At 66.2% G+C, this 25658-nt stretch carries 27 protein-coding genes and 1 tRNA gene; 7 read left to right on the top strand and 21 right to left on the bottom strand.

Annotated features, from left to right (window positions below; all coding sequences use genetic code 11):
• Positions 1–10: 10 nt before the first annotated feature.
• The 10 genes from DW2_RS08030 to DW2_RS08075 form a co-directional block, all read right to left on the bottom strand.
• The gene (locus tag DW2_RS08030) at positions 11–550 is read right to left on the bottom strand and encodes a DsbE family thiol:disulfide interchange protein (protein WP_156102919.1); all 540 of its coding nucleotides are present in this window, start codon (positions 548–550) and stop codon (positions 11–13) included.
• The gene (ccmD, locus tag DW2_RS08035; protein ID WP_038145277.1) at positions 543–746 is read right to left on the bottom strand and encodes a heme exporter protein CcmD; all 204 of its coding nucleotides are present in this window, start codon (positions 744–746) and stop codon (positions 543–545) included. The genes DW2_RS08030 and ccmD overlap by 8 nt, the downstream gene beginning before the upstream one ends.
• Complete coding sequence (locus DW2_RS08040; protein WP_038145279.1) at positions 743–1471, bottom strand: heme ABC transporter permease; 729 nt, start codon at positions 1469–1471, stop codon at positions 743–745. The genes ccmD and DW2_RS08040 overlap by 4 nt, the downstream gene beginning before the upstream one ends.
• 61 nt (positions 1472–1532) lie before the next feature.
• Positions 1533–2189, bottom strand: coding sequence for a heme exporter protein CcmB (gene ccmB, locus DW2_RS08045; protein WP_038145280.1), 657 nt, complete (start codon positions 2187–2189; stop codon positions 1533–1535).
• Positions 2190–2355: 166 nt separating this feature from the next.
• On the bottom strand, positions 2356–2988 hold the full coding sequence (gene ccmA / locus DW2_RS08050; RefSeq protein WP_038145281.1) for a heme ABC exporter ATP-binding protein CcmA: 633 nt from the start codon (positions 2986–2988) through the stop codon (positions 2356–2358).
• A complete protein-coding gene (locus tag DW2_RS08055) occupies positions 2985–3365 on the bottom strand; it encodes an Mth938-like domain-containing protein (RefSeq protein WP_038145448.1) in 381 nt (126 codons plus the stop codon). Before DW2_RS08055 ends, ccmA begins: the two co-directional genes overlap by 4 nt.
• Positions 3349–4329, bottom strand: a complete 981-nt coding sequence (secF, locus tag DW2_RS08060; protein WP_038145282.1) for a protein translocase subunit SecF — start codon at positions 4327–4329, stop codon at positions 3349–3351. Before secF ends, DW2_RS08055 begins: the two co-directional genes overlap by 17 nt.
• Before the next feature lie 13 nt (positions 4330–4342).
• A complete protein-coding gene (gene secD, locus DW2_RS08065) occupies positions 4343–6007 on the bottom strand; it encodes a protein translocase subunit SecD (RefSeq protein ID WP_038145283.1) in 1665 nt (554 codons plus the stop codon).
• A 22-nt stretch (positions 6008–6029) separates the two neighbouring features.
• Positions 6030–6368, bottom strand: a complete 339-nt coding sequence (yajC, locus tag DW2_RS08070) for a preprotein translocase subunit YajC (RefSeq protein WP_038145285.1) — start codon at positions 6366–6368, stop codon at positions 6030–6032.
• Positions 6369–6595: 227 nt separating this feature from the next.
• Positions 6596–7759 carry a M20 aminoacylase family protein gene (locus tag DW2_RS08075; RefSeq protein WP_038145286.1) on the bottom strand — a complete coding sequence of 388 codons (1164 nt, stop codon included), beginning with the start codon at positions 7757–7759 and terminating at the stop codon, positions 6596–6598.
• A 71-nt stretch (positions 7760–7830) separates the two neighbouring features.
• On the opposite strand from DW2_RS08075, the gene mazG reads away from it, so the two are divergent.
• Entirely contained in the window at positions 7831–8673 is an 843-nt protein-coding gene (gene mazG, locus DW2_RS08080) for a nucleoside triphosphate pyrophosphohydrolase (RefSeq protein ID WP_038145287.1), read from the top strand.
• A gap of 117 nt (positions 8674–8790) precedes the next feature.
• Here mazG and DW2_RS08085 read toward each other — a convergent pair whose 3' ends face one another.
• The 5 genes from DW2_RS08085 to DW2_RS08105 all read right to left on the bottom strand — a co-directional run bounded on the left by DW2_RS08085 (position 8791) and on the right by DW2_RS08105 (position 12526).
• A complete protein-coding gene (locus DW2_RS08085; protein WP_038145288.1) occupies positions 8791–9606 on the bottom strand; it encodes a sulfite exporter TauE/SafE family protein in 816 nt (271 codons plus the stop codon).
• A gap of 27 nt (positions 9607–9633) precedes the next feature.
• Entirely contained in the window at positions 9634–10632 is a 999-nt protein-coding gene (dusA, locus tag DW2_RS08090; RefSeq protein WP_038145289.1) for a tRNA dihydrouridine(20/20a) synthase DusA, read from the bottom strand.
• Positions 10633–10712: 80 nt separating this feature from the next.
• Positions 10713–10789: transfer RNA gene (locus tag DW2_RS08095), tRNA-Arg, on the bottom strand.
• A 47-nt stretch (positions 10790–10836) separates the two neighbouring features.
• The gene (aroB, locus tag DW2_RS08100) at positions 10837–11949 is read right to left on the bottom strand and encodes a 3-dehydroquinate synthase (protein ID WP_038145291.1); all 1113 of its coding nucleotides are present in this window, start codon (positions 11947–11949) and stop codon (positions 10837–10839) included.
• Entirely contained in the window at positions 11942–12526 is a 585-nt protein-coding gene (locus tag DW2_RS08105; protein ID WP_202900102.1) for a shikimate kinase, read from the bottom strand. Before DW2_RS08105 ends, aroB begins: the two co-directional genes overlap by 8 nt.
• Positions 12527–12709: 183 nt before the next feature.
• Between DW2_RS08105 and DW2_RS19700 the strand changes: the two genes are divergently transcribed.
• The 4 genes from DW2_RS19700 to DW2_RS08120 are packed head-to-tail and all read left to right on the top strand — an operon-like array spanning position 12710 to position 16772.
• Positions 12710–12877 carry a hypothetical protein gene (locus tag DW2_RS19700; RefSeq protein ID WP_156102920.1) on the top strand — a complete coding sequence of 56 codons (168 nt, stop codon included), beginning with the start codon at positions 12710–12712 and terminating at the stop codon, positions 12875–12877.
• Positions 12867–14456: a hypothetical protein gene (locus tag DW2_RS08110; RefSeq protein WP_051855657.1), complete on the top strand. Its 1590-nt coding sequence runs from the start codon at positions 12867–12869 to the stop codon at positions 14454–14456. Before DW2_RS19700 ends, DW2_RS08110 begins: the two co-directional genes overlap by 11 nt.
• Entirely contained in the window at positions 14453–15406 is a 954-nt protein-coding gene (locus tag DW2_RS08115; RefSeq protein ID WP_038145293.1) for a site-specific tyrosine recombinase XerD, read from the top strand. Before DW2_RS08110 ends, DW2_RS08115 begins: the two co-directional genes overlap by 4 nt.
• A gap of 31 nt (positions 15407–15437) precedes the next feature.
• Entirely contained in the window at positions 15438–16772 is a 1335-nt protein-coding gene (locus tag DW2_RS08120) for an HlyC/CorC family transporter (RefSeq protein ID WP_038145295.1), read from the top strand.
• 45 nt (positions 16773–16817) lie between these two features.
• Here DW2_RS08120 and DW2_RS08125 read toward each other — a convergent pair whose 3' ends face one another.
• On the bottom strand, positions 16818–17069 hold the full coding sequence (locus tag DW2_RS08125; protein ID WP_038145297.1) for a hypothetical protein: 252 nt from the start codon (positions 17067–17069) through the stop codon (positions 16818–16820).
• Between the two features lie 122 nt (positions 17070–17191).
• Here DW2_RS08125 and guaA point away from each other — a divergent pair, with 122 nt between their 5' ends.
• Together guaA and DW2_RS20345 are read left to right on the top strand one after the other, a co-directional pair.
• Entirely contained in the window at positions 17192–18757 is a 1566-nt protein-coding gene (gene guaA, locus DW2_RS08130; protein ID WP_038145298.1) for a glutamine-hydrolyzing GMP synthase, read from the top strand.
• Positions 18758–18812: 55 nt separating this feature from the next.
• Positions 18813–18965, top strand: coding sequence for a putative quinol monooxygenase (locus DW2_RS20345; RefSeq protein ID WP_337588236.1), 153 nt, complete (start codon positions 18813–18815; stop codon positions 18963–18965).
• A gap of 126 nt (positions 18966–19091) precedes the next feature.
• Here the strand turns inward: DW2_RS20345 and DW2_RS08140 are convergent, their stop codons facing one another.
• From DW2_RS08140 to DW2_RS08160, 5 genes are all read right to left on the bottom strand, one after another.
• Complete coding sequence (locus DW2_RS08140) at positions 19092–20648, bottom strand: trimethylamine methyltransferase family protein (RefSeq protein ID WP_038145299.1); 1557 nt, start codon at positions 20646–20648, stop codon at positions 19092–19094.
• Positions 20649–20719: 71 nt separating this feature from the next.
• The gene (locus DW2_RS08145; protein ID WP_038145300.1) at positions 20720–21808 is read right to left on the bottom strand and encodes an ABC transporter ATP-binding protein; all 1089 of its coding nucleotides are present in this window, start codon (positions 21806–21808) and stop codon (positions 20720–20722) included.
• A gap of 9 nt (positions 21809–21817) precedes the next feature.
• Positions 21818–23458 (bottom strand): alpha-glucosidase, encoded by a 1641-nt coding sequence (locus tag DW2_RS08150; protein WP_038145301.1) that lies wholly within the window; start codon positions 23456–23458, stop codon positions 21818–21820.
• Positions 23458–24615: a carbohydrate ABC transporter permease gene (locus DW2_RS08155; protein WP_038145303.1), complete on the bottom strand. Its 1158-nt coding sequence runs from the start codon at positions 24613–24615 to the stop codon at positions 23458–23460. The genes DW2_RS08150 and DW2_RS08155 overlap by 1 nt, the downstream gene beginning before the upstream one ends.
• Positions 24615–25592: a carbohydrate ABC transporter permease gene (locus tag DW2_RS08160; protein WP_038145304.1), complete on the bottom strand. Its 978-nt coding sequence runs from the start codon at positions 25590–25592 to the stop codon at positions 24615–24617. Before DW2_RS08160 ends, DW2_RS08155 begins: the two co-directional genes overlap by 1 nt.
• Positions 25593–25658 lie beyond the last annotated feature (66 nt).

The raw sequence follows: 25658 nt of genomic DNA on the forward strand, positions 1-25658 counted from the left end.
TTGACGGGGCTTATTGCGCCGCCTTCTGCTCGCCGTTGAGAAGCGGACGAAGCTCCGAGGCGATCACCCGCTCGGTCAGCGGCCCGGCGAAGCGGAAGAGAACCTTGCCCTTGCCGTCCACGACGAAAGTCTCGGGCACGCCGTAGACGCCCCAATTGAGCGCCATCTGGCCTTTCGGGTCGGCCCCCAGTTCGGCGAAGGGATTGCCCAGCTCCAACAGGAAGTCCTGCGCCTTGCCCGGCTTGTCCTTGTAGTTCACCCCGTAGATCGCCACGCCTTCCTCGGACAGCGCCTTGAGATTGGGGTGCTCGACCCGGCAGGGCGCGCACCACGAGGCCCAGAAATTCACCAGCTTGATCCCGCCCGAGCGCAGATCGGCATCGGTGAAGGGCTCGGACTCGCCCAGCGGATCGAGCTGGACAGGCGGGGCCTCCTTCCCGGCAAAGGCGGTGGGCAGCTGGGTCGGATCCTCGCGGCTCATGCCCCAGATGAAGAGCCCCGCGAGCGCCGCGAAAATGAGCGGCGGGAGAAGCATCAAAGGTTTAACCATTCTTCCGGCCCTCCCGGCGCGCCTCGGCCTCGTCCAGCATCCGCTTCACCTTCGCGCTGCGCCACAGGCTCGTGAGCACCACCGCGACCAGCAGCACGATCGTCACCCCCCAGGAGATGTTGACCGTATAGGCATAGGATTTCGTCGAAGGGTCGGGCAGCGCCACCCCGGTCGAACTCGTCGTCGTCTGGTTCATGCCATGCGCTCACGTTGCTCGAGCGCGTTCAGCCGGCGCGCCCGGATCTCGGTACGGGTGCGCAACAGCACCAATGCGATGAAGAAGAGGATGAACCCGGCCAGACACAGCAGAAGCGGGAACCAGTAGACATCCGCGATATGCTGCTGCTCGTCCATCGAGAGCGTCGAGCCCTGATGCAGGCCCTGGTTCCAGAAATAGGCCGCGTAACGCGAGAGCACCGCGAAGACCGCCCCCACGAGGCACAACACGCCGGTCAGATCCGCCGCGGTGTCGGGGTTCTCCACCGCCGACCACAGCGCCATATAGCCCAGGTAGAACAGGAACAGGATCAGGAAGGAGGTCAGCCGCGGGTCCCAGGCCCACCAGGTCCCCCACATCGGCTGGCCCCAGACCGCGCCGGTGATCAGAGCGATCAGCGTCATCACCGCACCGATGGGCGCCGCCGCCTTCGCCGCGAGCGCCGAGACATGGTGGCGCCGGACCAGCCAGATCAGCGAGGTCACCAGCATCATCACCCAGATGTTGATCGCCATCATCGCGGCGGGCACATGGACATAGATCACCTTGACCGAGCCGCCGAAATTCTCCGCCGCGGGGACGAAGAAATACCCCCAGACCAGCCCGATCCCGAGCGTGATCGCGGCCAGCGCCACGCTCCAGGGAAGGATCCTGTCGGTGGTCTTCATGAATTTTACGGGGTTCGCGTATTCCCAGATCGACATCGTTCTCCCGCTCGTCTCCTGCCCTGATCGGCCTTGTCTATCACAGTCCCGCGCGCGCGCCCTAGCGCAGATTGACGCGGATCGCGGCGGCTGACGCAAAGGGAACCAGCGCGACGGTCGCGGCGGTGATCCCGGCCAGCATCAGAAGCGGTGTCTGTGTCGCCATCCCCCCGGCGCCGCGGCGCACGAGCTCCGCACCGAAGATGAGGGTCGGAACGTAGAATGGCAAGACCAGCAGCGACAGAAGAAGTCCGCCGCGCTTGAGCCCGACGGTGAGCGCCGCGCCGAACGTGCCCAGAACCGAGAGCGCCGGCGTACCGAGCAAGAGCGCCACCACCAGCCAGAACTGCGCATCGGGCGCGAGATTGAGCAGGATGCCGAAGACCGGAGCGGCGACGACCAGGGGCAGCCCCGTCGTGATCCAATGCGCGAGCGCCTTGATCGAGACCACCCCCTCGAGCGGGATCGGCGCGGTGACCAGCAGATCGAGCGAGCCATCCTCGTAATCGAGCGCGAAGATCCGGTCGAGCGAGAGCAGGCAGGCGAGAAGCGCCCCGATCCACAAGATCCCCGGCGCGATCCGCGCGAGGATCTCCTGCTGCGGCCCGACCCCGAAGGGCACCAGCGTGACCACGATCAGGAAGAAGGCGAGCCCGAGGCCGAAACCGCCCCCGGCCCGCACCGCCAGCCGCAGGTCACGAAGCAGAAGCGCGATCATGCCGAACCTCCCCGGCCCCGGGCGCGCAGGGGGGCGCCGCCCCCCTCGCGGCTGCGCCGCTCACCCCCCGGGATATTTCTCTCAAGAGGAAGACAGCGGCGGGCTTCCTCTTGATCCAAATATCCCCGCCGGAGGCATCCGACCGCGCCGCTCATGTTGCCGCCGATCATAGGAATGCCTCGTCGAACGCGCCCTTCAGACCGCCCTCCTCGGGGGGCTTCGCCTTGAAGGGTGTGAGATCGAGAACGCGCGCCTCCTCGAGCCCGAGATCGATATGGGTGGCGATGAGCGCGGTTCCCCCACCCGCGAGATGGGTTCGCACGGCGTCGGCGAAGAGCGCGACCGAGGCCGTATCGAGCGATACGGTCGGCTCGTCGAGCACCCAGACCGGCCGGCCGGTCACCAGGAGCCGCGCCAGGCCGAGCCGGCGCTTCTGTCCCGCCGAGAGGCTCATCGCCGCGCGATCGGCGAGGCCGCGCAGGTTCATCCGCTCGAGCGCGGGCTCGATCTCGTGGGTGGCGTAGACGGAGGCCCAGAATGTCAGGTTCTCGCGCACGCTGAGCGTGGATTTCAGCCCGTCGGAATGGGCGGCATAGGCCATGCTCTCGGGCGGGATCGAGATCGAGCCCGCCAGCGCCGGCTGCAGCCCCGCGAGAGTGCGCAGAAGCGTCGTCTTGCCGACGCCGTTCGGGCCGCGGATCACGAGAGCATGGCCCGCCTCGACGGCGAAATCGAGCCCTTCGAGCACGGGCAGACCGCCGCGCGAGACCGCCAGACCCTCGACCGAGAGCATCGTCATGCGCGCGCCTCGCCCGCCTCGGGCATGGCGAGGAGCGCGCAGCCGACGCGGCGGCCTTCCGACAAAAGGACGTTATAGGTGCGGGCGGCGGAGGGCGTCGCCATCCCCTCGCACATGATCCCCTTCGCTTCGAGCGCGGAGACGAAGGGCTTGGGAAGATGGGCGATCTCGGCGCCGGTGCCGATGAAGAGAAGGTCGATCTGTCCCGCGAGCGCCTCGAGCGTGGCCAGATCCTCGAACCCGCCCCATGCGCCCACCGCATCGGCCATCACCCAGAGATGGCCGCGCCGGACCTCTCCCGCGACGCGGAAAAAGCCCGGCCCGTAGCCGTCGATGGGCAGCGCGTTGCCGAAATCGGCCTCAGTCAGCAGCGACATCACCATTGTCGAAGAACTTCTCGGAAGGGTCCTTCGTCTCCTTGTTGCGGTCGAGCCCGATGAACAGGACGATGTTCTTCGCGACATAGACCGAGGAATAGGTGCCCACGATCACGCCCCAGGTCATCGCGAAGACGAAATTGCGGATCACGTCGCCGCCCAGCACCAGAAGCGAGATCAGCGCCAGCAGCGTGGTCCCGGAGGTCATCACCGTACGCGAGAGCGTCTCGTTGACCGAGAGGTTCATCACCTCGCGCAGCGGCATCTTCTTGTATTTCACGAGGTTCTCGCGAAGACGGTCGAACACGACGACGGTGTCGTTGATCGAATAGCCGAGGATCGTCAGCAGCGCCGCGATGATCGACAGGTCGAAGCGGAACTGGAACAGCGAGAAGATCCCGATCGTCACCGTCACGTCATGCACGAGTGCCGCAACCGCGCCCACCGAGAACTGCCATTCGAAGCGCAGCCAGACATAGACGAGGATCGCGAAGACCGCGGCGAGAACCGACCAGACCGCGGTCCAGATCAGCTCGCCCGACACTTTCGGACCGATCGACTCGGTCGAGGTGATCTTCACGTCCTTGTTCACGGTCTTGAGCGCATCGAGCACCTGGCCCTGGGTCTCGGGCGAGATCGCCTCCTGCCCGTCCTGCGCCTGGATCCGGATCGTCGCAACATGTTGGTCGGCGCGGAAATTCGGATCGAAGACCTGGGTGATCGCGACATCGCCCAGGTTGAGCGGCGCGATCGCCTGCCGGTAGGCGCCGACATCGACGGGAATATCGCTCTCGGTGCGGATCGTGGTGCCGCCGCGGAAGTCGATGCCGAGGTTGAGCCCCATCGTGAGGACGAGGATGATCGAGGCGATCACCATCACCACCGAGACGCCGAACGTCACGACCTGGTGCTTGAAGAAATCGAAGTTGGTCTTCTCGGGGACCAGTTTCAGACGGAATGCCATATCTGCTGCTCCCTTACAGAACGAGTTCCTTGGGCCGGCGGCGCGCGAACCACAGGCTCACGAACAGCCGCGTCACCCAGATCGCGGTGAAGACCGAGGTGATGATCCCGATCAGGAAAGTGACGGCGAAGCCGCGCACCGGGCCCGCGCCCAGCACGAAGAGGATCACCGCGGTGAGGAAGGTCGTCACGTTCGCATCGACGATCGCCGACATCGCGCGCTCATAGCCGAGCTCGATCGCGCGGGCCGGCTTCTTGGCGATGCGCAATTCCTCGCGGATGCGTTCGAAGACGAGCACGTTGGCATCGACCGCCGTCCCCATCGTCAGCACGATCCCGGCGATGCCCGGCAGGGTCAGCGTCGAGCCGATCACCGACATGATCGCGAAGATCAGCGCGATGTTGAGGCCGAGCGCGACCGAGGCGAAGACCCCGAAGAGCCCGTAGGAGGCGATCATGAACACCACGACGAGCGCCGCGCCGACCCCGGCGGCAAGCTTGCCGGCCTTGATCGAATCCGCGCCGAGCTCGGGCCCGATCGTGCGCTCCTCGAGGAAAGTCATCGAGGCGGGCAGCGCTCCGGCGCGCAGGAGCAGCGCCAGGTCGGTCGCTTCCTTGACGGTGAAGCGGCCGGTGATGATGCCCGAGCCGCCCGGAATGTGGCTCTGGATCGTCGGCGCGGAAATCACCTTGTTGTCGAGCACGATGGCAAAGGGTTTGCCGATATTGTTCTGGGTATAGTCGCCGAAGGCGCGCGCGGCCGAGGCGTTGAAGCGGAAAGCCACCGCCGGATAGCCGTTCTGATCGGTATCGGGACGCGCATCGGTCAGGTCCTCGCCGGTCACGACCGGCACCGGATCGAGGATGTAGTAGAGACCCTTCTGATCGCCCGAGGGCACGATCTCCTCATTCGCACCCGTCGCCTGGTTCGGGTTCGAGGTGGTGCCGATCACCGAGTTGAAGGTGAGTTTCGCGGTGGTGCCGATGAGCTGCTTGATCTCCTGCGCCGAGCTCGCGCCCGGGACCTGGATCAGGATCCGGTCCGAACCCTCGCGCACGATCGTCGGCTCGCGGGTGCCCGCGGCATCGATCCGGCGGCGCACGATCTCGAGCGATTGCTGCATCGTGCGGTCGTCGGTCGCGCCCTTCTCCGCATCGGAGAGCTGGATCACGAGGTCATTGCCCTCGGTGGTGATCTTGAGCGTCTTCTGCCCGACACCGGTGAGCGAACTCACCGGCGCGTTGAGGGTCTCGGCGATCTGCACCGCCTTCTGGATCTGGTCGGCATTGCCGATCTGGATCTTCAGCACGCCCGGATCGGCCCGCAGCCGGCGGATCGAGCCCAGCGTCGCGCGCTCGTCAGCCAGCGCCTTGCGGAATTCCGGCCAGAGCGCGTCGACGCGCGACTTGTAGACCTCGTCGACATTGACCTGCGCCAGCAGCTGCGCGCCGCCACGCAGATCGAGCCCGAGATTGACGATATCGGAGGGCAGCCAGTCCGGCCAACCGGCCTTCGCCGCCTGCTGCTCGGGGGTGAGGGACCCGGTTCTGGTTTCGGCGGCGACCGCATCATTATGCGTCGCGACCCGATTGTAGAACAGGTTGGGCACGGCATAGACCAGACCGGCGGCAATAATGACCGCGATCAGCACGCGCTTCCACAGCGATATCTGCAACATCGGCGAGAGGCCTTCCTGGCGTTTACTGGTTGGTCGCGGCGGGTTCGGTCTTCGAGATGACCTGAACGATCGTCGATTTCACCACGCGCACCTTCACGCCCGGCGCGATCTCGACCTCGACCTCGCCATCCTCGCGCAGATGCGAGACCTTGCCGATGATGCCGCCCTGGGTGAGCACCTGGTCGCCCCGGCGCACGGCCTCGACCATCGCCTTGTGTTCCTTGGCCTTTTTCTGCTGCGGCCGGATCAGGAGGAAATACATGATCACGAAGATCAGGATCAGCGGGAGAAACTGGCCGAAGGCGGCGGCGGGGTTGGAGGCGCCACCGGCGGCCTGGGCGAAAGCGGGGGTCACGAACATCGCAATGGTCCTTTATCTGGGCCTTGGGGGCATCAACGCCCCGGTTTGTCGGCGGGCACCCTATCCGTGGCCTCCGGTCTTGGCAAGGCGAAGGCGCCGCCGCCCCGCGCCTTCTCACGCCCCGGTGAAGCGCCCGTTGCGCACCGTGGCGCCCTCCGCCCTTCCAAATGCCCGAAATATCCCGGGGGAGGCCGCCAAGGCGGCCGGGGGCAGCGCCCCCCTTCTTGTCACCCGAGCGGCAGCGCGCGCTCGGCCAGACGGGCGAGGAACGAGGCGCCCACGGGCGCGGCCTCGTCGTTGAAATCGTAGCGCGGATGATGGAGCCCGGCCCCGTCGCCGGTTCCCATGAAGAGATAGGCGCCCGGACGGGTCTCGAGCATGTAGGAGAAGTCCTCCGCCCCCATCTCGCGCGGCGCATCGCGCGAGACGCGCCCCTCGCCCGCGATCTCCTCGGCGACGCTCGCGGCGAATTCGGCCTCGTCGGGATCGTTGACCGTGGGCGGATAGCCCCGCTCATAGGTGATCTCGACCTCGACCCCGTAGCCCGCGGCGAGCCCCTCGACGATCGCGCGCAGCCGCGCCTCGGCGAGATCGCGGATGCGCGGCTCGAAGGCGCGAATCGTGGCGCAGAACCAGCCGGATTCGGGGATGATGTTCGATGCCGAGCCGGCATGGATCTGGGTGACCGAGATCACCAGCTCGTCCCCCGCCCCGACATTGCGTGACACCACGCTCTGCAGCGCGCTGACCATGCCCGCGATTGCGACGATCGGATCGATGCATTCCTGCGGCGTCGCCCCGTGCCCACCCTTGCCGCGCACCTTGATCCAGGCCGTGTCGACCGAGGCCATGTAAGGGCCGGGCGTGGTGAAGAAATGCCCGAAAGGCAGCCCCGGCGCGTTGTGGATCGCGAAGACGCGGCCGATACCGAACCGCTCCATCACGCCCTCGCGCACCATCACCTCGCCGCCGCCGCCCTCTTCCTCGGCGGGCTGGAAGATCAGCGCGACGGTGCCCGCGAAATTGCGCGTCTCGGCCAGATAGGCGGCCGCGCCCAGAAGCATCGTCGTGTGCCCGTCATGGCCGCAGGCATGCATCTTGCCCTCGGCGCGCGAGGCATGCTCGGCGCCGGTCTCCTCGGTGATCGGCAGCGCATCCATATCCGCGCGCAACCCCACGACCGGCCCGTCGCCGCGGCCCCGGATCAGCGCGACGATCCCCGATTGCGCGATCCCTTCATGGATCTCGTCCACGCCGATCTCGCGCAGCCGCTCGGCCACGAAACCGGAGGTCTGGTGCAGGTCGAACTCGAGCTCGGGATGCCGGTGCAGCCAGCGCCGCCACTCGGTCATCTGCGGGCCGAGATCTGCAATTCTGTTGATCACGGGCATGGTGGACTTCCCTCGCGCGGATGGTTACGCCGAAAGGCACTCGCATGGCAGGAGGCAGGAGGCAAGGTGCAATGGCCAAACCCGATGACGCGCTGATCTTCGACGCGGGCGGCGACGCGCCGCATCAGTTCGAGCGGCTGATCGCGATCATGGCCTGCCTGCGCGATCCCGAGACCGGCTGCCCCTGGGATCTGGAACAGGATTTCGCCTCCATCGCTCCCTACACGATCGAGGAGGCCCACGAGGTCGCCGATGCGATCGCGCGCGAAGCCTGGTCGGAATTGCCGGGCGAGCTGGGCGATCTCGCGCTGCAGGTCGTCTATCACGCGCAGATGGCCTCGGAGGACGGGCGCTTCGATATCGGCGACGTGCTGCGTGCGATCAACGCCAAGATGGTCGCCCGCCACCCGCATGTCTTCGGATCGGAAAGCCGCGAGAAATCGGCCGCGCAGCAGACCGAGGACTGGGAGCGGATCAAGGCCGCCGAACGCGCCGCGGCGGGCAAGGCCGAGCGGGTGGGCGTGCTCGACGGCGTGGCCCTGGGCCTGCCCGCGCTGACCCGCGCGATCAAGCTGCAGAACCGCGCCGCACGGGTCGGGTTCGACTGGCCCTCGACCGACGAGGTGCTCGAGAAGATCGTCGAGGAGGCCCGCGAACTCGAAGAGGCCCGCGACGATCTCGGACCGGTGGAACTGGCCGAGGAATATGGCGATCTGCTGTTCGTGATGGTCAATCTCGGGCGGCATCTGGGGCTCGACCCCGAAGCCGCCTTGCGCGCCGCGAACCTGAAATTCACCCGCCGCTTCGAACATATCGAAGCGGGCCTCGCCGCGCGCGGCAAGAGCCCGAAGGAGAGCGATCTGGCGGAGATGGACGCGCTGTGGAACGAGGCCAAGGCGCAGGGCGTGAAATGAGGCCGGGGGCGCTGCCCCAACCCTCGCCGGATAGCGAGAAATTACGGTCGCAGAGGGGGCGCTGCCCCCCGCGGCTTCGCCGCTCCCCCCGGGGTATTTCAGTCTAGATGAAGCGGCTCAGAGGAAGGCCTTGCGCAGCATGTTCAGGGCCACCAGCATCAGGAAGACCGCGAAGACGCGCTTGAGCTTCTTCGCGTCGAGACGGTGGGCGAGCGTCGCGCCCCAGGGGGCCGTGATCGTGGTCATCGCGATCACGATCAGGAAGGCGGGAATGTTGACGGCGCCGATCGAATAGGGCGGCGCGTCGGCCACCGGGGTCAGCAGGAAACCGATCGCCGAGGGCAGCGCGATCGTCACGCCGAAACCGGCCGAGGTCGCGACCGCGCGGTGGATCGGGATCCCGTGCAGCGTCTGCATCGGCGTGCCGATCGAGCCGCCTCCGATCCCCAGAAGCACCGAGAGAAACCCCATCAGCGGGCCGAACCAGGCCCGGAAGATCCCGCCCGGCAGGTGATCGGAGATCCGCCAGCTCGCCTTGCCGAACATCATGTAGAGCGCGATCGCCAGCACCATCACCGCGAAGATGATCTGCAGCGTCTGCGAGCGCAGCTGATGCACGACGAGAACGCCGATCACCGCGCCCACGGCGATCGGGACGACCCATTGCTTGAGGATGACCCAGTCGACCGCACCGCGGCGGTTATGAGCCAGCACCGACCGGACGGAGGTGATGATGATCGTCGCGAGCGAGGTCGCCACGCAGACCTGCATCAGATCCTCGGACCCATAGCCCAAGCCGCTGAAGAGATAGAAGAAGGCGGGCACGAGAACGATGCCTCCGCCCACGCCCAGAAGGCCTGCGAGCACGCCCGCGAAGGCCCCCACGCCCATCAGGATCAGAACCAGCGGCGCGAGCGTCGCGAAATCGAACATAGGTGAACCTCTCCGATGAGACCGCGCTCAGATAGCCTGTTCACGCAATGCTGACAATGCGCTCGCGAAAAGTTCAGAATCCGCGCCCGGCCGGGTCGCGCCTTCGGAGAGGATCTGCCGGTAGCGCCGCGCGCCCGGGCGTCCGTGGAAGAGCCCGAGCATGTGGCGCGTCACCTGATGGAGGCGGCCGCCTCGCGCGAGATGGGCCTCGATATAGGGGATCATCGCCTCGGCCACCTCGAAGGGATCGCGCGCGTCCCCCCTGCCCCAGATCCGCGCATCCGCCGCACCCAGAACCTCCATCGGCTGGTGATAGGCGGCGCGGCCCACCATCACCCCGTCGAGGCCCTGCGAAAGCTCGGTCTCGGCCGCGGCGAGATCGCCGATGCCGCCATTGATCGAGACATGGAGCTGCGGGAAGGCCGCCTTCATCCGGTGCACGAGCGGATAGTCGAGCGGCGGGATCTCGCGATTGTCCTTGGGCGAAAGCCCCTGCAGCCAGGCCTTGCGCGCATGGATCGTGACCCGCCGCACCCCGGCCGCGGCGATCTTCCCGAGAAAATCGGGCAGCACCTCCTCGGGGTCCTGATCGTCTACGCCGATCCGGCATTTCACCGTCACCTCGACCGGGCTCGCCGCGATCATCGCGGCCACGCATTCCGCGACCAGATCGGGCGTCTTCATCAGCACCGCGCCAAAGGCGCCCGATTGCACGCGGTCCGAGGGGCAGCCGCAATTGAGGTTGATCTCGTCATAGCCGTGGTCGGCCCCGATCCGCGTGGCCTCGGCCAGTTCCTTCGGGTCCGAACCGCCCAGTTGCAGCGCCACCGGATGTTCGGCCGCATCGAAGCCCAGAAGCCGTGCGCGATCGCCGTGGCTGACGGCGGGGGCGGTCACCATCTCGGTATAGAGAAGCGCCTCGCGGCTGATCTGGCGGTGGAAATAGCGGCAATGACGGTCCGTCCAGTCCATCATCGGCGCGACGGAGAGCTTCGCGGCACGGGAGAGGGTGTCGGATGTCGTCATGGCGGGCTGTCCCTCATGGACCGGTTTCAGATAGCGCGGCAACCGCCCCCGCGGCGCAAGAAATTCACGATGAATGGGGGTGGCGCACCCGATAGGATTCGAACCTATGGCCTCTGCCTTCGGAGGGCAGCGCTCTATCCAGCTGAGCTACGGGTGCCTGAGCGCGGATATAGAGGAGGCGGGCGCGGGCCGCAACGGGAAATCTCAGGGGTCGCGGCGGGCAAGCGCGTCGTCGATCACGCCGGCGAGAACCTCGCGCGGGACCTCCGAGGTCACGAAGGCCTGGCCGATGCCGCGGGCCAGAATGAACCGCAGCTTGCCGTCGAGCACCTTCTTGTCCTGCGCCATCAGCTCGATCAACGCATCGGTGCCGGGAAGGTCGCCCTCGATATCGGCGAGATCCACCTTCATCCCCATCGCGCGCAGATGGGCGCGCACGCGGCTCGGCGCCTCCTGCGGACACAGGCCGAGGCGCTGGCTCAGCTCGAAGGCCAGCGCGCAGCCGATCGCCACGCCCTCGCCATGCAGGAGCCGGTCGGAATAGCCCGTCGCCGCCTCGAGCGCGTGGCAGAAGGTATGCCCGAGATTGAGAAGCGCGCGGTCTCCCTCCTCGGTCTCGTCGCGCGCCACGATCTCGGCCTTCATCTCGACCGAGCGTTTCACCGCGTGCAGGCGCTTGTCGAGATCACCCCCCGCCATCGCCGGGGCGTAGGCCTCGAGCCAGTCGAAGAACTCCGCGTCGCCCAGAAGACCGTATTTCACCACCTCGCCATAGCCTGCGAGGAAATCGCGCTTGGGCAGGGTCTCCAGCACCCCAAGATCGGCCAGAACCAGCGAGGGCTGGTGAAAGGCCCCGATCAGGTTCTTGCCCTGCGGCGCGTTGATCCCGGTCTTGCCGCCGACCGAGCTGTCGACCTGCGCGAGCAGCGTGGTCGGGATCTGCACGAAACGCACGCCCCGGCGCAGCACCGCGGCCGCGAAGCCGACCAGATCGCCGATCACGCCCCCGCCGAGCGCGATCACGATGTCCTTGCGCTCGACCTTCTGCTCGAGCAGCCATTCGACGGTGCGGGTGAAATGCGGCCAGCTTTTCGTGCCCTCGCCCGCAGGCAGGGTGAGCGCCACCGACTCGATGCCCCCGAGCCCGGCGCGCAGCGCGTCGAGATGCAGCCTCGCCACGGTCTCGTCGGCCACGATCGCCACCCGGGGCCGGCGCAGGAGCGGTGCGATCTCGACCGCGGCACCCTCGATCAGCCCGGTGCCGATCCGCACCTCGTAAGAGCGCGCGCCCAATTCGACCGGTACGATTTCACGCATCCTTTTCCCCTTCGAACAAACCATCGACCGCGCGCAGATGCGCGACCACCTTTTCCGCCATGTCCTGGATCGAGAGCCCCGGTTCGGCCTCCACCGCCACCTGCGCCATCTCGTAATGCGGCATCCGCTTGGCGAGAAGATCGGCGAGGGTCTGTTTCGGGTTCGGGGTGCGCAGGAGCGGACGGGTATCCTTGTGGCGCACGCGCTGCCAGAGCAGGTCCAGATCGGCCTTGAGCCAGACCGAAACGCCGAGCCGCGCGATCAGGGCGCGGTTCGCCTCGGAGAGAAACGCGCCGCCGCCGGTGGAGATCACCCCGGGCGGACCGGAGAGCAGCCGTTCGAGCACCTCCGATTCGCGGGCCCGGAAAAAGGGCTCTCCGTCGCGGGCGAAAATCTCGGACACGCTCATCTGGGCGGCACGTTCGATCTCGTGATCGCTGTCGAGGAAGGGCACGTCGAGCAGTTTCGCCAGCGCCGTGCCGACCGCGGTCTTGCCCGAACCCATCATGCCCACGAGCACGATCGACCGGTTCGGTCGCCCTTCTTTTCGCGCCTCCTGCTCCAAGCTGCTCCTCACCCTTGTCAATCCCGCGCCTCGGCCCAAATCCGCTCATCGGCGAAGCCTTGCACAAACGTGACGAAGGGCCCCTTGAATGGCGTGAACTTCCTTGAAATCCCATATATGATCAATGCGAAACCGCAACCAAGAACGGTCCCGCCGCAAGCGACGGACCGCGCAAGACGGCAGAAAAGAGAGAAAATGGGGCGCATCTTCAAACTCATCGTCATCCTTGTTGTGCTCGGCGCGATCGGCGTGATCGGCTATGCCTATCTGGGCGACATGGGTGCAGACAGCCAGCAGCAGCATATCGAGGTCACCTTGCCCGACGGGATCGGCGCAGGCGGCGGGGGCACGGGTGCGAACTGATCGCCGCGGCCTCGCGGCAGTCCTTGCCACGATCCTGATCGCTTCCCCGGGCGCATCGCTGCGGGCGCAGCAGACGGCCCAACCGGCCGCGACGGATCCGCATGTCCATCCGATGTCCGCGATCGAATGGCTGTCGGATTCTGTGGCGCAGCCCCCGCGCACGGGCAGCCGGACCGCACCGCCGCTCACCGGGGCGGGCGGGATCGAGAACATCGCCGTGCAATCGCTCGACGCGCCCTCGGCCGACACGCTGGGCCTGTTGCCGCCCGCACGCACCGGGCTGCCGGCGAACCTGTGGGGCGCGACTCCGGCCGCCGAGCTTGCGCAGGCCCTGCGTGAAATGCCGATCGATTTCCTGCCCAGCCTCCACGGTTTGGTGATGACGCTCCTTCTGGCGGAACTCGACCCGCCGCAGGTCGCAGCGCCGGGCCAGCGTGACGCACTCTTCCTCGCCCGGATCGACCGGCTTCTGGACATGGGCGCGCTCGAACAGGCGCATGCGATGCTGCAGCAGGCCCCCACCACGAGCCCCGGCGTGTTTCGCCGCAGCTTCGACGTGGCGCTCCTGCTCGGACAGGAGAATCGCGCCTGCCGGATCATCGAGCGCAGCCCCGCCATCGCCCCTTCCTACGCGGCACGGATCTTCTGTCTTGCGCGCACCGGGCAATGGGACCTGGCGGAGCTGACCTATGGGACGGGCAAGGTGCTCGGGCAGATCCCCGCCTCGGAGCAGAACCTGCTCGAGCAGTTTCTCGATCCCGCGCTGGCCGAAGGCGCCGAGGAGATGACGCCGCCCGATCCGGTCACGCCGCTTGCCTACAAGATGATGGAGGCGATCGGGCAGCCCCTGCCGACCGCCACGCTGCCGCTCGCCTTCGCGCAGGCCGATCTGACCGAGAACAATGGCTGGAAGGCGCAGCTCGAGGCAGGCGAACGTCTGGCCCGCGCGGGCGTGCTGGATCCGAACCGGCTTCTCGGGCTTTATACCGAGCGCAAGGCCGCGGCCTCCGGCGGGCTCTGGGACCGGGTCGCCGCGATCACCGCCCTCGACCAGGCGCTGCGCAAGAGCGACTCCGCCGCGGTCGCACGTACCCTGCCCCGCGCCTATGAGTCGATGCGCGCCGAACATCTCGAACCGGTTCTGGCCGCGCTCTTCGGCGACCAGCTTTCGGGAATGGAGCTTTCGGGCGCGGCCGGACGGATCGCCTATGAGCTGAGCCTTCTGACCCCGGCCTATGAGGAGAACGCGCGCCTCGGTGCCAAGGCCGATCCGCAGGGCGCGCTGCTTCAGGCGCTCGCGAAGGGCGATACCAGCGGGGTCGACGCGCGCGACGGGCTAGGCGAGGCGCTCAAGACGGTCTTCGATGCCGCCCCCGGCGATCCGCCGCAGCGCTATGAGGGCCTTGTTCCCGACCAGCTCGGCCTCGCGATCATCCGCGCGATCGGCGATGTCTCGGAGGGCGCGAAGGGGGATTATCCGCGTCTGCAGGACGGGTTGCAGCTCTTGCGGCTCGCGGGGCTCGAAACCGTCGCCCGGCGGAGCGCGATCGAACTCGTCGTTCTGGAGCGGCGCGAATGAGCGAGGCGCCTCCCGATCCCCACTGGTTGCCCGCCTTTCTCGAGGCGCAGGCCGCCGAGGCCGGATCGGCGCGCAACACGATCCTGTCTTACGGGCGCGATCTCAACGACTTCGCGGGGTTTCTTCAGGCGAAGGGATTGAGCTATGCCACGCTCGCCCGCGCCGATATCGAGGCCTATCTGATCCGCTGCGAAGCAGAGGGGCTCGCGAAATCCACCCGCGCGCGGCGCCTCAGCGCGATCCGGCAGCTCTTCCGCTTCGCCTATGAAGAGGGCTGGCGCAGCGACAACCCGGCGATCCGCATCTCGGGCCCGGGCCGCGCGCAACGCCTGCCCAAGACGCTGTCGCTGGAGGAGGTCGAGGCGCTACTGGAAGCCGCGCGCGATCAGGGCCGGTCAATGTCCGAGCAGATCCGCAACCGCTGCCTGATCGAGCTGCTCTATGCGACGGGCATGCGCGTGTCGGAACTGGTCTCGCTGCCGGTCTCGGCCGCGCGCGGCGATCCGCGGATGCTGCTCGTGCGCGGCAAGGGCGACAAGGAACGCATGGTGCCGCTCTCGCCGCCCGCGCGCGAGGCGCTTGCCACCTGGCTCGCCACCCGCGACGCCGCCGAAGAGGACGCCCGCGTCAAGCATCGCGCGGCCCCCTCGCGCTTTCTCTTTCCCTCGAGCGGCAAGGAGGGCCACCTCACGCGGCAGGGCTTTCATCGGCTGCTCAAGGAGATCGCGGTCGCGGCCGGGATCAGCCCCGCGAAGGTCACCCCCCATGTGCTGCGCCACGCCTTCGCCACGCATCTTCTACAAGGGGGCGCGGATCTGCGCGCGATCCAGATGCTGCTCGGTCACGCGGATCTCTCGACCACCGAAATCTACACCCATGTGCTCGACGAGCGGCTGAAGGATCTGGTGCTCGAGCATCACCCGCTCGCCAAACCGCGCACGGGTCCTTGATTGCGCCCCGCGCGCAGCCCATAACCAAGCCATGAACAGCTCTCTCGACCTCGCCTTCTGGCTCACCGCCGGTGCCATCATCCTGCTGCTGGCGCTCTCGGCCTTCTTCTCGGGCTCCGAAACCGCATTGACGGCGGCCAGCCGCGCAAAGCTGCGCTCCGCCGCCGACAAGGGGGAGAGCGGCGCCAAGACCGCGCTTGCCGTGACCGAGGACAGCGAACGGCTGATCGGCGCGATCCTTCTGGGCAACAACGTCGTCAACATCCTCTCGGCCTCGCTCGCGACCGCGCTGATGACCCGGCTCTTCGGCCAGTCCGGGGTGGCGCTCGCGACGCTGGTGATGACGGCGCTGGTGCTGATCTTCTCGGAAGTGCTGCCCAAGACCTATGCGATCACCTTGCCCGAGAAGGTCGCCTCCAAGGTCGCCGCGCCGATCCGCGTCTTCACGCTGCTGCTCGCCCCGATCGTCGAGATCGTGCGCGCGGTGGTGCGCGGCATCCTCTACGCTTTCGGGATGCGCACCGACAAGAACCAGCACATGTTCTCGATCCACGAGGAGATCGCGGGGGCGCTCGCGCTCGGCCAGTCCGAGGGGACGGTCGACAAGGAGGATCGCGACCGGCTGCTCGGCGCGCTCGATCTGGGCAACCGCACGGTCGAGGAGATCATGCTCCATCGCAGCCAGATCGAGATGCTCGATATCGAGGACGACCCGGACCAGATCCTGACCGCAGTGCTCTCCTCGCCCCATACCCGCCTGCCGCTCTACAAGGGCGAGCGCGAGAATGTCGTGGGCGTGATCCATTCCAAGGATCTGCTGCGCGCGGTCGAGAAGGTCGTGCGCGGCGGCGACGGGACGCTCGAGAGCGTCGCCGATCTCGACCTCTCCAAGGTGATGATGAAACCCTATTTCGTCCCCGAGACGACACCGCTCGACGAGCAGATGCAGGAATTCCTCAAGCGTCGCACCCATTTCGCGCTGGTGGTGGACGAATATGGCGATCTGCGGGGGCTGCTGACGCTCGAGGACATCCTCGAGGAGATCGTGGGCGAGATCACCGACGAGTTCGACCCCAAGGGCGAGCGCAGTCTCCGGCCCACCGAGAGCGGCGACTATATCGTGGACGGCGCGATGACGATCCGCGATCTGAACCGCGAGACCGACTGGACCCTGCCCGATGACGAGGCGAATACCGTGGCGGGCCTGGTGATCCACGAGGCGCAGACGATCCCGACCGAGGGCCAGGTCTTCTCCTTCCACGGCTTCCGCTTCGAGGTGGTCGCGCGCAAGGACAACCGGCTCACCCGGCTCAAGATCCGCCCGCTCGTGGCGCGCGAGGATGGGGGCGCTGCCCCCGCGCGCTGAGACGCGCTCCCCCGGGGTATTTCGGTCCAGGTGAAGGACGGGTGCTCAGTCACAGGCGCAGCCCGGCCCTTTCCGGCAGGTTTTCGACCGGCTGATGCAGCTGTTGCCGCAGGCTTTCCCGCTCGAGCAGTGCTTGCAGCAGCCCGCATAGAGCGCGTCGTGCTGGCCCAAGGAGAGCGCGAAGAGCGCGGATTTCGCGCGTGCCGCATCCCCGCGGCTTTCGTGGAGAGACTGGGCCGAGGCGACCGGGGCGGCCAGAAGCGCCGCGAGACCGAGCGTCGAAAAGAGCCTGAACACATCACGTCTCCCCCTGAAATACCCACCCGGGAAGCGTGAATGCGCGTCCAGGCGCGGTCAAGTCGGCGGATGCGCGCGCTGACCTCTTGCCTTCCGCCACGTCCGGCCCTAATGCCTGCTCCATGACACAGCACCAGCGCCTCCTCATCATCGACTTCGGTTCGCAGGTCACGCAGCTGATTGCGCGGCGCCTGCGCGAACTCAACGTCTATTGCGAAATCCACCCCTATCAGAACGTCACCGACGCCTTCCTGAAAGACTTCGCCCCCAAGGCGATCATCTTCTCGGGCGGCCCGGATTCGGTGACGCGCGAGGGATCTCCCCGGCCGCCGCAAAGCGCCTATAGCCTCGGCGTGCCGATCCTCGGCATCTGCTATGGCCAACAGGTGATGATGCAGGATCTGGGTGGGTTGGTGGAGGCCGGCCAGAGCCACACCGCCGAATTCGGCCGCGCCTATGTGAAGCCGACCGAGACCCGCATCGACATTCTCAACGGCTGGTTCATGGATGGCACGGGCCGCGAGCAGGTCTGGATGAGCCATGGCGACCATGTCAGCAAGCTGGCCCCGGGCTTCGAGGTCTACGGCACCTCGCCCGGCGCGCCCTTCGCGATCACCGCCGATCTGAGCCGCAATTTCTACGCCGTGCAGTTCCACCCGGAAGTGCATCACACGCCCAACGGCAAGACGCTCTACGAGAACTTCGTGCGGATGGCGGGGTTCACCGGCGACTGGACGATGGCGGGCTATCGCGACGAGGCGATCCGCCAGATCCGCGAACAGGTCGGCGATTCCCATGTGATCTGCGGGCTGTCGGGCGGCGTGGACAGCTCGGTCACCGCGATCCTGCTGCATGAGGCGATCGGCGACCAGCTGACCTGTGTCTTCGTGGATCACGGGCTCTTGCGGATGAACGAGGCCGAGGAAGTGGTCACGATGTTCCGCGACCATTACAACATCAAGCTGATCCATGCCGATGAGAGCGAGCTGTTTCTCGGCGAGCTGGAAGGCGTCACCGACCCCGAGGTGAAACGCAAGACGATCGGCCGTCTCTTCATCGACGTGTTCCAGAAATACGCCAACCAGATCGAGGATGCGGAATTCCTCGCCCAGGGCACGCTCTACCCGGATGTGATCGAGTCGGTCAGCTTCTCGGGCGGGCCCTCGGTCACGATCAAGTCGCATCACAATGTGGGCGGGCTGCCCGAGAAGATGGGCCTGAAACTGGTCGAGCCGCTGCGCGAGCTGTTCAAGGACGAGGTGCGCGCGCTCGGTCACGAACTGGGCCTGCCGGCTTCCTTCATCGGTCGCCACCCCTTCCCCGGTCCGGGTCTTGCGATCCGCTGCCCGGGCGAGATCACCCGCGAGAAGCTCGAGATCCTGCGCAAGGCCGATGCCGTCTATATCGACCAGATCCGCAAGCACGGTCTCTATGACGAGATCTGGCAGGCCTTCGTCGCGATCCTGCCCGTCCGCACCGTGGGCGTGATGGGCGACGGGCGCACCTATGATTATGCCTGCGCACTGCGCGCGGTGACCTCGGTCGATGGCATGACCGCCGATTACTACCCGTTCAGCCATGAGTTCCTCGGCGAGACCGCGACGCGGATCATCAACGAGGTGAAGGGCATCAACCGGGTGACCTATGACATCACCTCGAAACCGCCCGGCACGATCGAGTGGGAATGAGTTCAAGGCCCGCGCCCGCAACGGCGCGGGCCTTTTTCGTTACAGGAACCGCGCGATGCCCCTTACCCTCACCGGCCGCCTGATCTGCGCAACCGAGGAAGAGGCCGCGATCGTGCGCGCCCATCTTCCCGAACATATCCGCCTGACCCGGGCCGAACCCGGCTGCGAGCGTTTCGAGGTCCGCCAGGGAGCGGACCCGCTCGTCTAGGACGTGACGGAGCGCTTCGCCACACGCGCCGATTTCGAGGCGCATCAGGCGCGGGTGAAAGCCTCCGACTGGGGCCGCGCGACCGCGGGGATCGCGCGGGATTACCAGATCACCGAAGACTGAGCCTCACAGGAAGGCGTCGGGTACCGCGGCCTTCTTGCGCGCGACATAGTCGGACAGCGCCTCGGCCACGCCCGGATCGAGCGGCGGCGGCTGGTAATCGCCCAAGAGTTTCGCGACCCGTTTTTCCGCAAGCGCCATCGTGTCGGGCGCTCCCTGCTCTTCCCAGGTCTCGAAGGGACGGTAGTCGAGCAGGTTGGTGCGCCAGAACGCGTCCTTGAAATTGGCCTGGGTATGGGCGCAGCCGAGATAGTGACCGCCGGGCCCGACCTCGCGGATCGCGCCCATCGCCTGGCCGTTCTCGGACATGTCGATCCCGGCGGCGAGCTTGTGCAGCGCACCGAGCTGATCGGCATCCATGACGAATTTTTCATAAGATGAGACCAGCCCGCCCTCGAGCCACCCGCAGGCATGGAGCATGAAGTTCACCCCGGCCATCAGCCCGGTATTGAGCGTGTTCGCGCTTTCATAGGCCGCCTGCGCATCGGGCAGTTTCGAGCCGGTGAACCCGCCGGCCGAGCGGTAGGGCAGCCCGAGGCGCCGCGCGAGCTGCCCTGCGCCCAGCGTGATCTGCGAGGCTTCCGGGGTGCCGAAGGTGGGCGCGCCCGAGTTCATGTCGATCGAGGTGACGAAGGCGCCGAAGATCACCGGCGCGCCGGGGCGGACGAGCTGCGAATAGGCGACGCCCGCGAGCACCTCGGCGAGAACCTGGGTCAATGTGCCCGCGACCGAGACCGGGGCCATCGCGCCGCCCACGATGAAGGGCGAGATGATGCAGGCCTGGTTGGCCGCGGCGTAGATTTCGAGCGCGCCCATCATCGTGCTGTCGAAGGTGAGCGGCGAGTTGATGTTGATGAGCGAGGTCATCACCGTGTTCTCGTCGACGAAGGCGTCGCCGAAGAGGATCTTCGACATCTCGACCGAATCCGCGGCCCGCGAGGGCTCGGTGACCGAGCCCATATAGGGCTTGTCCGAGAGCGTCATATGGGCGTGCAGCATGTCGAGATGGCGCTTGTTCACGGCGACGTCGGTCGGCTCGCAGACCGTGCCGCCCGAATGGTGGAGCCATTTCGACATCTGCCCCAGTTTCACGAAATTCCGGAAATCGGTGATCGTGGCGTAGCGCCGGCCATTCGCGCTGTCGCGCACGAAGGGCGGGCCATAGACCGGGGCGAGAACGAGATTGCGCCCGCCGATCACCACGTTGCGCTCGGGATTGCGGGCGGCCTGAGTGAATTCGCGCGGCGCGGTGGCGCAGAGCTGGCGGGCAAGACCGCGCGGGATGCGCACCCGTTCGCCCTCGATCTCGGCGCCCGCCTCGCGCCAGCGCTCGAGCGCGGCGGGGTTGTCGACGAAATTCACCCCGATCTCGGCGAGCACCGTCTCGGCGTTGGCCTCGATGATCTCGAGCGCTTCCGCGTTCAGGATTTCGAGATCGGGAATGTTGCGCGTGATGTAGCGGGTGAATTCCATCCGCACCGCGGTGCGTTCGGCACGGCGCGCCGCACCTCCGCCGCCGCGCGCGCGCCGCCCCACACGTTCGCCCAGATCCGAATCGGCCATGCTCGCCTCCGCACGTTGTCCTGCGGTCAAATTACCGGCTGCGCGCAGGGCGGCATGGCCCGTTTGCGGCATCAGCGGTAAAGAAGCGACTGTCCGTTCGCGAAGAGATGGACCTTGGAGGGATCCGCGGTGAGCCCGATTTCCGAGTGACGCCGGTCATGATGGATACCGGGCAGTTTCGCGATGATCGGGTCGCGCTCGCCCTCGGCTTCGAAATAGAGCAGCGTCACCTCGCCCAGGGCCTCCACGATATCGACCCGGCCGGTATAGATCGGCTCGACGCCCTCTGCGGGCACGAAATCCTCCGGCCGCACCCCGATATTGACCTTCAGGCCCTTGTCTGCGGGTTGCGTCGGCACGCTCGATCTCGCGACACCGCCGCGATCGAGCTTCACCACCGTCGTCGCGCCGGTCTCGACCACCTCGCCGGGGAACAGGTTCATCGAGGGGCTGCCGATGAATTGCGCGACGAATTCGTTTTGCGGCTTCTCGTAAAGCTCGAGCGGCGTGCCGACCTGCGCGATCCCCTTGTTCGCCAGCACGACGATCCGCGAGGCCAGCGTCATCGCCTCGACCTGGTCATGGGTGACGTAGATCATCGTGCGCTCGGGCATCGCCTCTTTCAGCTGCGCGATCTCGATCCGGGTCGCGACGCGCAGCGCCGCGTCGAGGTTCGAGAGCGGTTCGTCGAAGAGATAGACCTTCGGGTCGCGCACGATGGCGCGGCCGATCGCGACGCGCTGGCGCTGGCCGCCCGAGAGCGCCTTGGGCAGACGGTCGAGATAGGGTTCGAGCTGGAGCATCCTGGCCGCCTTCTCGACCGCGGCGTCGATCTCGGCCTGCGGCATCTTCGCGATCTTGAGCGCGAAGGCCATGTTGTCGCGCACCGTCATGTGCGGATAGAGCGCGTAGGACTGGAACACCATCGCGATGCCGCGGTTCGCGGGCGGGACGTCGTTCATCCGCACGCCGTCGATCTCGAGCGTGCCGCCGGTGATCTTCTCGAGCCCCGCGATCATCCGCAGCAAGGTGGATTTGCCGCAGCCCGAGGGGCCCACGAAGACGATCAGCTCGCCGGCCTTGATGTCGAGATCGATGTCCTTGAGGACCTGCACCTCGCCATAGGATTTGGCGACGTTTTCAAGTTTCAGATCGGCCATGTTCCCCCCTTAGGCCTCGTGCTCGTCGAGGCGAAGAATACTCGGCTGCCAGGGGCCGAGATGCAAACTATGATCGGCCATCGGCCGGATCGACCCGAGCTCGCCCCCGATCGTGACCCAGTTGCCCGGCGGCACGGTGGCGTTCACCGGCTGGTCGGACAGGTTGAAATAGCACAGGATCGTCTCGTCGGCGTTCCTGCGCGTGAAGACCAGAAGATCGCCAGAGCAATACATGTCTTCCATCCCGCCCGAGCGCAGCACGTCGTGATTGCGCCGGAAGGCGAGCGCGCGGCGGTAGAAATGCAGCAGCGAGGCGGGATCGTGCTCGGCCACATCGACCGCGTGATTGTGGTGGCTCGACGAGACCGGCAGCCAGGGCCGCGCATTCGAGAAGCCCGCATAGGCGGCGTCGCGCTCCCAGACCATCGGCGTCCGGCATCCGTCGCGGCCCTTGAATTCGGGCCAGAACTCCTTGCCGTAAGGGTCCTGCAGATCCTCGAAATCGAGATCCGCCTCGGGCAGGCCGAGCTCCTCGCCCTGATAGAGGCAGACCGATCCGCGCAGGCACATCATCAAGGTGGTGTAGAGGCGCGCGGCGGCCGGGCTGAGTTTCCAGCGCGAGATGTGGCGCTCCACATCGTGGTTCGAATAGGCCCAGCAGACCCAGCCGTCCTTCGCGACCCGCTCGACCTTGTCGAAGACCGATTTCAGGTAGCTCGCGCTCAGCGGCTCGTGACCCGAGAGCAGCTCGAAGGCATAGGACATCTGCATCTTGTCGTTGCCCGAGGTGTATTCGCCCAGGATCTCGAGCCCGCGCTGGCTGTCGCCCACCTCGCCCACGGCCGCCGCGTTGTAATTGTTCATCAGCGTGCGGAGCTTGCGCAGGAAGCGCAGGTTCTCGGGGTGGTTCTTGTCGTGGATGTGGAGCTGGTGGTTGTAGGGGTTCACCTTCGGCGCGGTCTGGTCGTTGCGCTCTTCCGGCGGCAGCGGAGGATTGTCGCGCAACTCCTTGTCGTGCATGTAGAAATTGATCGTGTCGAGGCGGAATCCATCGACCCCGCGCTCGAGCCAGAACTGCGCCACGTTGAGCAGTTCCTGCTGCACTTCCGGGTTGTGGAAGTTCAGGTCGGGCTGCGAGGTGAGGAAGTTGTGCAGGTAATACTGCTCGCGCCGCGAATCCCAGTGCCAGGCCGAGCCGCCGAAGATCGACAGCCAGTTGTTGGGCGGCGTGCCATCGGGCTTGGGCTCGGCCCAGACATACCAGTCGGCTTTCGCGTTGTCGCGGCTCGAGCGGCTCTCGACGAACCACGGATGCAGGTCCGAGGTATGCGACAGCACGAGATCGATCATCACCTTGAGCCCGAGCACATGCGCGGTCGCGATCACCTGATCGAAATCGGCCAGCGAGCCGAACATCGGATCGACATCGCAATAGTCGCTCACGTCATAGCCGAAATCCTTCATCGGCGAGGTGAAGAAGGGCGAGATCCAGACTGCATCGGCGCCCAGCGACGCCACATGCGGCAGCCGCCGGACGATCCCGAGAAGGTCGCCCACGCCGTCGCCATTGCTGTCCTGAAAGCTGCGCGGATAGATCTGGTAGATCACGGCCCCGCGCCACCAGTTGTCTTTCTTAGTGAGGGTTTTCATCAACCACCTTTAACCGAACCCGCCAGCAGACCTCGGACGAGATATTTCTGCATCGCGAAGAAGACCAGGAGCGGCACCGCGATCGAGATGAAGGCCGCCGAGGCGAGAATGCCCCAGTCGCCCCCACGCGACCCGAGCAGGTCGTCGGCAATCTTCACCGTCATGACTTTCGACCAGTCGTTGGCCGGCAGGAAAACCTTGGCCACGAGAAGGTCGTTCCAGACCCACAGGAACTGGAAGATCGCGAAGGAGGCCAGTGCCGGGAAGGACAGCGGCAGCACGATCTTCATGAAGATCTGGAAATCCGTTGCGCCATCGACCTTCGCGCTCTCGATGATGTCGCGCGGCAGCCCGACCATGTAATTGCGCAGAAGGTAGATCGCGAGGGGCAGGCCGAAGCCCGTATGGGCGAGCCATATCCCGAGGAAGCTCTGGCCGATGCCGACTTCCTGATGAAGCCGCAGCAGCGGCACCAGCGCCAGTTGCAGCGGCACGACCAGCAGGCCGACCACCGCCGCGATCAGCAGCCCGCGCCCCGGAAACTCCATCCAGGCCAGCGCGTAGGCCGCGAAGGCCGCGACGAGGATCGGAATGATCGTCGCCGGGATCGTCACCGTGAGCGTGTTCATGAAGGCCTGCCCCATCCCGTCGGAATAGAGGACCTCCCTGTAATTCGACAGCGTGAAGGCGGGCGGCATATCGGCCACGAAATAGACCCGCGGCCCCGAGCCCTCGAAACTCACGGGCGAGCTCGCCTTGAAGGTCCCATCGGCATTGACCGTCATCGTGGCGCCATCGCCCAGATCGGCGGTCTCGCCCGGCTTGTACTTGTCGGGCTTGATGCCCGAGGTGCCGAAGGCGACGATCTTCGCGCCCGACTTGAGGTCCTGCGCGTTCTGGCCGTCGGTGAGCAGATTGCCTTCGAGCACGTAAGCCCCGTTCGCCTGGGTCTCGCCATCGGCGGGGATGCGGTCGCGGAAGGCTTTCTCGACCGGGAAGGCCGCGTCCCACCAGCCAGACTGGCTGATCTGGTCCGTGGTGCGGAACGAACTCACCAGCAGACCCACGGTCGGGATCAGCCACAGCACCACCATGACCACGACCGAGATCTGCACCGCCCAGGTCAGGCGCGATTTCTGTCCTGCGATTGCCGACATCAGCGCGTCTCCTTGCGGGCTTGAATGATGTTCCAGATCATCACCGGCAGCACGATGATCATGATGACGAAGGCCACCGCCGTCGCGCGCCCGTCATCGCGGAACATGTATTGCATCATGTAACTGGGCAGGATCTGGGTGCCGAAATTGCCGCCCGTCGTCGCATAGACGATATCGAAGACCTTCAGCACGAGGATGGTGATCGTCGTCCAGACCACGACGATCGTCGGCATGATCTGCGGCACCTTGATCTTGAAGAAGAGCTGGAACGGGTTCGCCCCGTCGAGCACCGCCGCCTCGATCGTCTCCTCGGGGATCCCGCGCAAGGCGGCCGAGAGGATCACCATCGCGAAGCCAGTCTGGATCCAGACCAGGATCACCATCAGGAAGAAGTTGTTCCAGAACGGGATCTGCAGCGGGTCGATCGGCTGGAGCTGGAAATAATCCCGGATCGCGTTGATCAGACCGATCTGCGGATTGTTCGCATAGACGAATTTCCAGATCAGCGAGGCCCCGACGAAGGAGATCGCCATCGGCATGAAGATCAGCGACTTGGCGATGTTGCCCCACTTGATCCGGTCGGTGAGCTGGGCCGCCATCAGGCCGAAGAAGGTGGCCGCCGCGGGCACGACCAGCACCCAGAGGAAGTTGTTGAACACCGCCTGCCGGAAGGTCGGATCGGCGGCGAGCTTCTCGTAATTGCCCAGGCCGATAAATTGCGCGCCGTCGCGGTCGAAGAGCGACCGCCAGGCCGAGCCGACCACCGGATAGGCGAGATAGAGACCGAGCGCGAAGATCGCGGGGAAGAGAAAGAGCCACGGCCGCACCGCATTCGCGCGGTTGATGTTGCGGCCCGGATCGGAGCCCTTCGGCGGGAAGATCACTTTGTCGAGGATCAGGTTCGAGGCGTAGAAATAGGTCACGCACCCCCCTACCCCGAGCACGATCGTGATGATCCCTTGCAAGATCGGTGACATGCGGACCCTCCCCGGCACTCACAAAAAAGACACGCGCCCCCGGGGATTGCTCCCGGGAGCGCGTCT

Source organism: Thioclava atlantica (assembly GCF_000737065.1).
GTDB classification, from domain to species: domain Bacteria; phylum Pseudomonadota; class Alphaproteobacteria; order Rhodobacterales; family Rhodobacteraceae; genus Thioclava; species Thioclava atlantica.

Excerpts from the sequence above, each read along its gene's own strand:
- DW2_RS08030 (WP_156102919.1), bottom strand. The coding sequence starts at position 550 with ATGGTTAAACCTTTGATGCTTCTCCCGCCGCTCATTTTCGCGGCGCTC.
- ccmD (WP_038145277.1), bottom strand. The coding sequence starts at position 746 with ATGAACCAGACGACGACGAGTTCGACCGGGGTGGCGCTGCCCGACCCT.
- DW2_RS08040 (WP_038145279.1), bottom strand. The coding sequence starts at position 1,471 with ATGTCGATCTGGGAATACGCGAACCCCGTAAAATTCATGAAGACCACC.
- ccmB (WP_038145280.1), bottom strand. The coding sequence starts at position 2,189 with ATGATCGCGCTTCTGCTTCGTGACCTGCGGCTGGCGGTGCGGGCCGGG.
- ccmA (WP_038145281.1), bottom strand. The coding sequence starts at position 2,988 with ATGACGATGCTCTCGGTCGAGGGTCTGGCGGTCTCGCGCGGCGGTCTG.
- DW2_RS08055 (WP_038145448.1), bottom strand. The coding sequence starts at position 3,365 with ATGTCGCTGCTGACTGAGGCCGATTTCGGCAACGCGCTGCCCATCGAC.
- secF (WP_038145282.1), bottom strand. The coding sequence starts at position 4,329 with ATGGCATTCCGTCTGAAACTGGTCCCCGAGAAGACCAACTTCGATTTC.
- secD (WP_038145283.1), bottom strand. The coding sequence starts at position 6,007 with ATGTTGCAGATATCGCTGTGGAAGCGCGTGCTGATCGCGGTCATTATT.
- yajC (WP_038145285.1), bottom strand. The coding sequence starts at position 6,368 with ATGTTCGTGACCCCCGCTTTCGCCCAGGCCGCCGGTGGCGCCTCCAAC.
- DW2_RS08075 (WP_038145286.1), bottom strand. The coding sequence starts at position 7,759 with ATGCCCGTGATCAACAGAATTGCAGATCTCGGCCCGCAGATGACCGAG.
- mazG (WP_038145287.1), top strand. The coding sequence starts at position 7,831 with ATGGCCAAACCCGATGACGCGCTGATCTTCGACGCGGGCGGCGACGCG.
- DW2_RS08085 (WP_038145288.1), bottom strand. The coding sequence starts at position 9,606 with ATGTTCGATTTCGCGACGCTCGCGCCGCTGGTTCTGATCCTGATGGGC.
- dusA (WP_038145289.1), bottom strand. The coding sequence starts at position 10,632 with ATGACGACATCCGACACCCTCTCCCGTGCCGCGAAGCTCTCCGTCGCG.
- aroB (WP_038145291.1), bottom strand. The coding sequence starts at position 11,949 with ATGCGTGAAATCGTACCGGTCGAATTGGGCGCGCGCTCTTACGAGGTG.
- DW2_RS19700 (WP_156102920.1), top strand. The coding sequence starts at position 12,710 with ATGGGGCGCATCTTCAAACTCATCGTCATCCTTGTTGTGCTCGGCGCG.
- DW2_RS08115 (WP_038145293.1), top strand. The coding sequence starts at position 14,453 with ATGAGCGAGGCGCCTCCCGATCCCCACTGGTTGCCCGCCTTTCTCGAG.
- DW2_RS08120 (WP_038145295.1), top strand. The coding sequence starts at position 15,438 with ATGAACAGCTCTCTCGACCTCGCCTTCTGGCTCACCGCCGGTGCCATC.
- guaA (WP_038145298.1), top strand. The coding sequence starts at position 17,192 with ATGACACAGCACCAGCGCCTCCTCATCATCGACTTCGGTTCGCAGGTC.
- DW2_RS20345 (WP_337588236.1), top strand. The coding sequence starts at position 18,813 with ATGCCCCTTACCCTCACCGGCCGCCTGATCTGCGCAACCGAGGAAGAG.
- DW2_RS08140 (WP_038145299.1), bottom strand. The coding sequence starts at position 20,648 with ATGGCCGATTCGGATCTGGGCGAACGTGTGGGGCGGCGCGCGCGCGGC.
- DW2_RS08145 (WP_038145300.1), bottom strand. The coding sequence starts at position 21,808 with ATGGCCGATCTGAAACTTGAAAACGTCGCCAAATCCTATGGCGAGGTG.
- DW2_RS08150 (WP_038145301.1), bottom strand. The coding sequence starts at position 23,458 with ATGAAAACCCTCACTAAGAAAGACAACTGGTGGCGCGGGGCCGTGATC.
- DW2_RS08155 (WP_038145303.1), bottom strand. The coding sequence starts at position 24,615 with ATGTCGGCAATCGCAGGACAGAAATCGCGCCTGACCTGGGCGGTGCAG.
- DW2_RS08160 (WP_038145304.1), bottom strand. The coding sequence starts at position 25,592 with ATGTCACCGATCTTGCAAGGGATCATCACGATCGTGCTCGGGGTAGGG.